The 6838-nt window shown below is 64.2% G+C and carries 7 protein-coding genes; 3 read left to right on the top strand and 4 right to left on the bottom strand.

The annotated features are described in order from the left end of the window. The 3 genes from AB7E35_RS09615 to AB7E35_RS09605 form a co-directional block, all read right to left on the bottom strand. On the bottom strand, positions 1-125 hold a 125-nt coding region (locus tag AB7E35_RS09615), incomplete at its 3' end, for a cation-transporting P-type ATPase (RefSeq protein WP_428167471.1). 52 nt (positions 126-177) lie between these two features. After that, positions 178-810: an outer membrane lipoprotein chaperone LolA gene (gene lolA, locus AB7E35_RS09610; RefSeq protein WP_428167470.1), complete on the bottom strand. Its 633-nt coding sequence runs from the start codon at positions 808-810 to the stop codon at positions 178-180. A gap of 11 nt (positions 811-821) precedes the next feature. Then, complete coding sequence (locus AB7E35_RS09605) at positions 822-3164, bottom strand: DNA translocase FtsK (protein ID WP_428163480.1); 2343 nt, start codon at positions 3162-3164, stop codon at positions 822-824. A 293-nt stretch (positions 3165-3457) separates the two neighbouring features. On the opposite strand from AB7E35_RS09605, the gene trxB reads away from it, so the two are divergent. The 3 genes from trxB to rpmG all read left to right on the top strand — a co-directional run bounded on the left by trxB (position 3458) and on the right by rpmG (position 5070). Then, positions 3458-4411, top strand: a complete 954-nt coding sequence (trxB, locus tag AB7E35_RS09600) for a thioredoxin-disulfide reductase (protein ID WP_428163479.1) — start codon at positions 3458-3460, stop codon at positions 4409-4411. A 234-nt stretch (positions 4412-4645) separates the two neighbouring features. Next, positions 4646-4879, top strand: coding sequence for a 50S ribosomal protein L28 (rpmB, locus tag AB7E35_RS09595; RefSeq protein WP_003058229.1), 234 nt, complete (start codon positions 4646-4648; stop codon positions 4877-4879). A gap of 20 nt (positions 4880-4899) precedes the next feature. Then, entirely contained in the window at positions 4900-5070 is a 171-nt protein-coding gene (gene rpmG, locus AB7E35_RS09590; RefSeq protein WP_013518066.1) for a 50S ribosomal protein L33, read from the top strand. A gap of 255 nt (positions 5071-5325) precedes the next feature. Here the strand turns inward: rpmG and AB7E35_RS09585 are convergent, their stop codons facing one another. Then, complete coding sequence (locus AB7E35_RS09585; protein WP_428167469.1) at positions 5326-6837, bottom strand: tripartite tricarboxylate transporter permease; 1512 nt, start codon at positions 6835-6837, stop codon at positions 5326-5328. Between the last annotated feature and the right edge of the window lies 1 nt (position 6838).

The raw sequence follows: 6838 nt of genomic DNA, 5'->3' as shown, positions 1-6838 counted from the left end.
TGCAGCAGCAGATTCTGGCGCCGGGGCTTGAGCTGGTTGGTGCCGAATTGCGCCAGCCGCTGCGCCGCCTGGGCGCTGGTCAGGCCTGCGCTGGCGGCTGGTGGCTCCACGTTGTCCAGGGTCATCGCGCTCTCCCTCCCGTCGCCCCATCAATGTGCCGCCCAAGAAGCTGAGGATTCACTGCCGCAGCACATCCGCCCCTTGCGGCGGCTTGAACGTGAACGTGCCCGCAGGCAGCTCCGGGTTGAGCTGCATGCCCGTAAAGCGTATGGCTGAGCGTTGGCCGAAGCTGTCCAGGATGTCCAGTGCCGCAAGCTGGCCGCCCGCAAAGCCCACACGCACGCTCTTGAGCTGACCGTCCCGAGCCTTGGGCACTGCCTGCACCCATTGCAGGCCGTCCTGGTCTGGCACGGATTCCAGCGCGAAGTCAGCGCGCAGCGCGGCCAGGTCGGGGGCCGAGGCCAGCAGCGCGGCGGGCGTGCTGCCCAGCGCCTGGGTCTGGGCGCGCTGGGTGACCTGGTTCAGGTCCGCGTCGAACAGCCACAAGCTGGTGCCGTCTGCCACGATGAGTTGCTCGAAGGGTTTTTGGTAGCTGAACCTGAAGCGACCCGGGCGCTGGAACTCAAAAGTACCGCTGCTGGTCTTGGCGCGCACGGCCTGACCGTCCTTCGGGGGCGATGTCACTGTCTGTGTAAAAACGGCCCGGCCGCTGTGGGCGGACTTCATGAAGTTCTCAAGGCTTTTCAGCCCATCAGCCCAGGCTGCGCCTGCGCCAGCAGCTATTAATACAGTAGCAATAATTTTCTTCACAGCCAGGACTCCTATTCGCTGCGCGCGGGCACCAAAACCTCGCGCTGGCCGCTGCTGGTCAGGGCGCTGACGAGACCGGCTTTCTCCATGTCTTCCAGCAGACGCGCCGAGCGGTTGTAGCCAATGCGCAGCTTGCGCTGCACGTAGGAGATGGTGGGTTTGCGGTCTTTCAGCACCACCTCCACGGCCTGGTCGTACATGGGGTCTTTCTCGCCGCCACCTTCGCCGCCGTCTGCTGACAGCTCACCGTCACCATCCACGGTGCCGCCTTCCAGCACACCTTCGATGTAGTCGGGCTCGCCTTGTTGCTTGAGGTAGCTGACCACGCGGTGCACTTCATCGTCCGATACAAACGCACCGTGCACGCGAATCGGCAGGCCGGTGCCGCTGGCCATGTAGAGCATGTCGCCCATGCCCAGCAGCGCCTCGGCGCCCATCTGGTCCAGGATGGTGCGGCTGTCGATCTTGCTGCCCACCGAGAAGGCAATGCGCGTGGGAATGTTGGCCTTGATCAGGCCGGTGATCACGTCCACGCTGGGGCGCTGGGTGGCCAAAATCAGGTGGATGCCCGCGGCGCGCGCCTTTTGCGCCAGGCGGGCGATCAGCTCTTCAATCTTCTTGCCCACCACCATCATCAGGTCGGCCAGCTCATCGATGATGACCACGATGTGCGGCAGGCGGTCCAGGGGTTCGGGCTGCTCGGGCGTCAGGCTGAAAGGGTTGGCAATGGACTCTTCGCGTGCCCTGGCCTCGTCGATTTTGGCGTTGTAGCCCGCCAGGTTGCGCACGCCCAGCTTGCTCATGAGCTTGTAGCGCCGCTCCATCTCGCCCACGCACCAGTTCAGGCCGTTGGCGGCCTGCTTCATGTCGGTCACCACCGGGCACAGCAGGTGCGGAATGCCCTCATAGACGGACATTTCCAGCATCTTGGGGTCGATCATCATCAGCCGCACATCGCGCGCTTCTGCCTTGTAGAGCAGCGACAAGATCATGGCGTTGATACCCACCGATTTGCCCGAACCCGTGGTGCCGGCCACCAGTACGTGCGGCATCTTGGCCAGGTCGGCCACCACGGGCGCACCCACTATGTCCTTGCCCAGGCCCATGGTCAGCAGGCTCTTGGCGTCGTGATAGACCTGCGAGCCCAGGATTTCGCTCAGGCGGATGGTCTGGCGCTTGGCGTTGGGCAGCTCCAGCGCCATGAAGTTTTTGCCGGGGATGGTCTCCACCACGCGAATCGACACCAGCGACAAAGAGCGCGCCAGGTCTTTGGCCAGGCCCACGATCTGCGAGCCCTTCACGCCCGTGGCGGGCTCGATCTCGTAGCGCGTGACCACCGGGCCGGGCATGGCGGCCACCACCGTGACCTCCACGCCAAAGTCGCGCAGTTTTTTCTCGATCAGGCGGCTGGTCATCTCCAGCGTCTCGGGCGACACGGTTTCCTGACGGGCCTGGGCCGCATCCAGCAGGCCCACCTGCGGCAGGTGGCTGTCGGGCATTTCACTGAACAGGGGTTTTTGGCGCTCCTTCACCACGCGCGTGCTCTGCGGCACATCGGCCAGCACGGGCTCGATGATGGTGACGGGCTTGGGGTGCTGCACATCGACTTCGTGGCGCTCTTCCTGTAGAACTTCTTCGCGCTCGCGCGCGGCGCGGCGGCCGGCGGCCACGTCCCTGGCCTTCTCGCGGTGCGCGCGGCTGCGCTGCACCAGCGCGTCAATGCGCCCGCCCAGGCGTTCGGCCAGCTGCCCCCAGGAAAAGCCAAACACCAGCGACGCGCCCAGCACCACCAGCACCACACCCGCCAGGCCCGACCCGGTAAAACCCAGCCATTGAACGGCCAGCGGGCCCGTCACATAACCCAGCATGCCGCCCGCATGGCCGGGCAGCAGGTCCTCGAAACGGTACAGCCGCGACCACTCCAGCGCCGTGCTGGCGCACATCAGCAGCGCCAGACCGCCCCAGAACGGAGCGCGCCGCTGCCAAGCGCCGCCGGCGGACACACGGCCCTGCGCCGGCTCGCCGCCGCGCATCCAGCGCGCCAGCGACGACAGCCAGGCGCTGACGCACGCAGCCACCATCCACCACACGGAAAACCCCAGGGCAAAGTAGCTGCCATCGGCCAGCCAGGCGCCCAGCCTGCCAACCCAGTTGGACAGGCGCTGTCCATCGCCCACCCCGGAGGTGGACCAGGCCGGATCCTGCGCGGAATAGCTGAGCAAAGCCAGCAACCAGAACACCAGGCCTAGCAGGCCCAGCACCAAGCCGATCTCGTGGCCAAAGCGCGCAGCGCCCGTGCGCGGCGCCGTCCTGCCGGATGAAGATGCGTTCAGAGTGTTGAGGGAATACGTCATGGCAATCAGAGCGCGCAAGCTTACCCCATGCCAATGGCACACCGCAGGCTGTGGCAGGCGCCGCTGGAGCTGTGTGGCGCCCCCCGGCCCGGCGCCTTTGTCGGCCCTGTGCGCGCCATAACTGATAGCTGATAGGCCTGCCCGGGCCGTGCCATTCATGCCTTCTTACAATGACCGGAATTGAAAACGGCAACGCACGACACCCAGCGTGCCGATTGATACTTGAGGCCGCCCCCCGGAACCCGCGCGGGGCATACCGGTTGTCCGGCATCACAAACCTTCACTTTCCAGCCATGTCCACTACCCAACACGCCAAAGTCATGATCCTCGGCTCCGGCCCGGCAGGCTACACCGCCGCCGTGTACGCCGCCCGCGCCAATCTCAACCCTGTGCTGATCACCGGTCTGGCACAGGGCGGCCAGCTGATGACCACGACCGAGGTGGACAACTGGCCCGCCGACGTGAATGGCGTTCAGGGCCCCGAACTGATGCAGCGCTTTCAGGAGCATGCCGAGCGCTTCAAGACACAAATCGTGTTCGATCACATCAGCAAGGTGGATCTGTCCAAGCGCCCCTTCACCCTCACGGGCGACAGCGGCACTTACACCTGCGATTCGCTCATCATCGCCACAGGCGCATCGGCCAAGTACCTGGGCCTGCCCTCTGAAGAAGCCTTCATGGGCCGAGGCGTGTCGGCCTGCGCCACCTGCGACGGCTTCTTCTACCGCGATCAGGATGTGTGCGTGATCGGCGGTGGCAACACTGCCGTGGAAGAGGCGCTGTACCTGTCCAACATTGCCCGCAAGGTGACGCTGGTGCACCGCCGCGACAAGTTCCGCGCCGAGCCCATCCTCATCGACAAACTGATGGAAAAAGTGGCCGTGGGCAAGATTGAGCTCAAGACCTTCTTCACGCTGCATGAGGTGCTGGGCGACCAATCCGGCGTGACCGGCATCCGAATCAAGCACACCCAGGACGGCCACACCGAGGACATCGCCCTGCAAGGCTGCTTTGTCGCCATCGGCCACGCGCCCAACACCGAAATCTTCCAGGGCCAGCTGGCCATGGAAAACGGCTACATCGTCACCCAGGGTGGCTTGAAAGGCTTTGCCACGCAAACCAGCGTGCCCGGCGTGTTCGCCGCTGGCGACGTGCAGGATCACGTCTATCGTCAGGCCATCACCAGCGCAGGCACGGGCTGCATGGCCGCGCTGGACGCACAGCGCTTTCTGGAGCAGCAGGAATAAGGGCATCTGCCAACACCTGTTGCAAATCCCCCGCACGTGTTGGCGTGCGGGTTTTTTTGATTGCCGGGCTATAATGCGCGGCTTTGCTGAACACGGCGCCTATTTTTACAGCGCGCCGGCCACGGCAGCCGGGTTACCGCCACCCGTTCAAACTGGCGAGGTGAGGCTGACCGGCACGCCCTGCTTGCGCAGGAGTTCACCGCTGGCAGCCGATGCAACTATCGGAGTGTCCTGATGGCACGCGTATGTGAAGTAACGGGCAAGAAGCCCATGGTGGGAAACAACGTTTCTCACGCCAACAACAAGACCAAGCGTCGTTTCCTGCCCAACCTGCAGTACCGCCGTTTCTGGGTGGAAAGCGAAAACCGCTGGGTGCGCCTGCGTGTTTCCAGCGCCGCCCTGCGTCTGATCGACAAGAACGGTATCGACTCCGTGCTCGCAGACATGCGCGCCCGTGGCCAAGCCTGATTCACTGAAGGAGAACCACCATGGCTGCTAAAGGCGGACGCGAAAAGATCAAGCTGGTTTCCACAGCTGAAACCGGTCACTTCTACACCACTACCAAGAACAAAAAGACGATGCCCGAGAAGATGAGCATCATCAAGTTCGACCCCAAGGCTCGCAAGCATGTCGAGTACAAGGAAGCCAAGCTGAAGTAATTCGGCCAGCCCCTGCCCCGAAAAGCCGCCCGGCATATGCCCGGCGGCTTTTTTTGGCTCTGCGCCTCTTGTGCGCGCGTCCATCGGCGGGGCGCAGGCGGGCAAGCACGTAATCGGGCCGCGACCACACCGTCCATTGGCTCGCCGTACAGGCCTGCGCCACCGCATCGCACCGACTGCACCCGACGCCTGGGACGCACTGGGACAAAAAAGCGCCCCTCGAAAGGGGCGCCTTGGGGTGAGCAGAGCCAGCCGTCAGTCTTCGACGAAAGCCTCTTCGCGCTTCTTGCTCACTGCCGGCAGCAGCACGATGACCAGCAGCAGGGCTGCGGCAGCCAGCAGGCCCGCAGAAATGGGGCGCGTAACGAAAACGCTCCAGTCACCACGCGACAGCAGCAGGGCGCGGCGCAGGTTCTCTTCCATCATCGGCCCCAGGATGAAGCCCAGCAGCAGCGGCGCCGGCTCCACGCCCAGTTTGTAGAACAGGTAGCCAATGAAACCAAAGGCGCCCACCAGCCACACGTCGAAGGTGTTATTATTGGTCGAGTACACGCCGATCGCGCAGAACAGCACGATGGACGGGAACAGCCAGCGGTAAGGCACGGTGAGCAGCTTGATCCACATGCCGATCAGCGGCAGATTCAGGATCACCAGCATGGCGTTGCCGATCCACATCGAGGCAATCAGGCCCCAGAACAACTCGGGGTTGCTGGTCATCACCTGCGGGCCGGGCTGAATGTTGTGGATGGTCATGGCACCCACCATCAGCGCCATCACGGCATTGGGCGGGATACCCAGCGTCAGCAGCGGAATGAAGGAGGTCTGCGAGCCTGCGTTGTTGGCCGACTCGGGGGCCGCCACGCCGCGGATGTTGCCTTTGCCGAAAGGCACTTCACCGGGGTGCAGCTTGGTCTTCTTTTCGATGGTGTAGGCCGCAAAAGCCGACAGCAGCGCGCCGCCGCCGGGCAAGATGCCCAGGGCCGAGCCCAGGGCCGTGCCGCGGATCATGGCGGGCAGCATGCGCTTGAAGTCCTGCGCTGTGGGGAACAGGCCTTCCACCTTGGCTGTGAACACCTCGCGCTCGTCATCGGGCTTGGACAGGTTGGCGATGATTTCACCGTAACCGAACACACCCATGGCAATCACCACGAAGTTGATGCCGTCGGTCAGCTCAGGGATGTCGAAGCTGTAGCGCGCCACGCCGGAGTTCACGTCAGTGCCGACCAGGCCCAGCAGCAGGCCCAGCACGATCATGGCCACGGCCTTGAGCAGCGAGCCCGATGCCAGCACCACGGCGCCGATCAGGCCCAGCACCATCAGCGAGAAGTACTCGGCAGGGCCGAACTTGAAGGCCACTTCGGTCAGCGGCGGCGCAAAAGCCGCCAGGATCAGCGTGCCCACGCAGCCCGCAAAGAACGAGCCGATACCAGCAGCCGCCAGCGCCGGCCCCGCGCGACCGTTGCGCGCCATCTGGTAGCCGTCGATCACCGTGACCACCGAGGATGACTCGCCCGGCAAATTCACCAGAATGGCCGTGGTGGAGCCGCCGTACTGGGCGCCGTAGTAAATGCCGGCCAGCATGATCAGCGCAGCCACGGGCGGCAGCGCATAGGTGGCAGGCAGCAGCATGGCGATGGTGGCCACAGGGCCCACGCCGGGCAGCACGCCGATCAGCGTGCCCAGCAGACAGCCGATGAAGCAGTAGATCAGGTTCTGGAACGTAAACGCGACGCCAAAACCTGTCGATAGGTTTTCAATCAATTCCATG

Source organism: Diaphorobacter sp. (genome assembly GCF_050251835.1).
Taxonomy (GTDB): Bacteria; Pseudomonadota; Gammaproteobacteria; order Burkholderiales; family Burkholderiaceae_C; genus JBFXIE01.
Note: the sequence above shows the minus strand (reverse complement) of the source record. Positions and strands in the feature narration are given on the sequence as shown.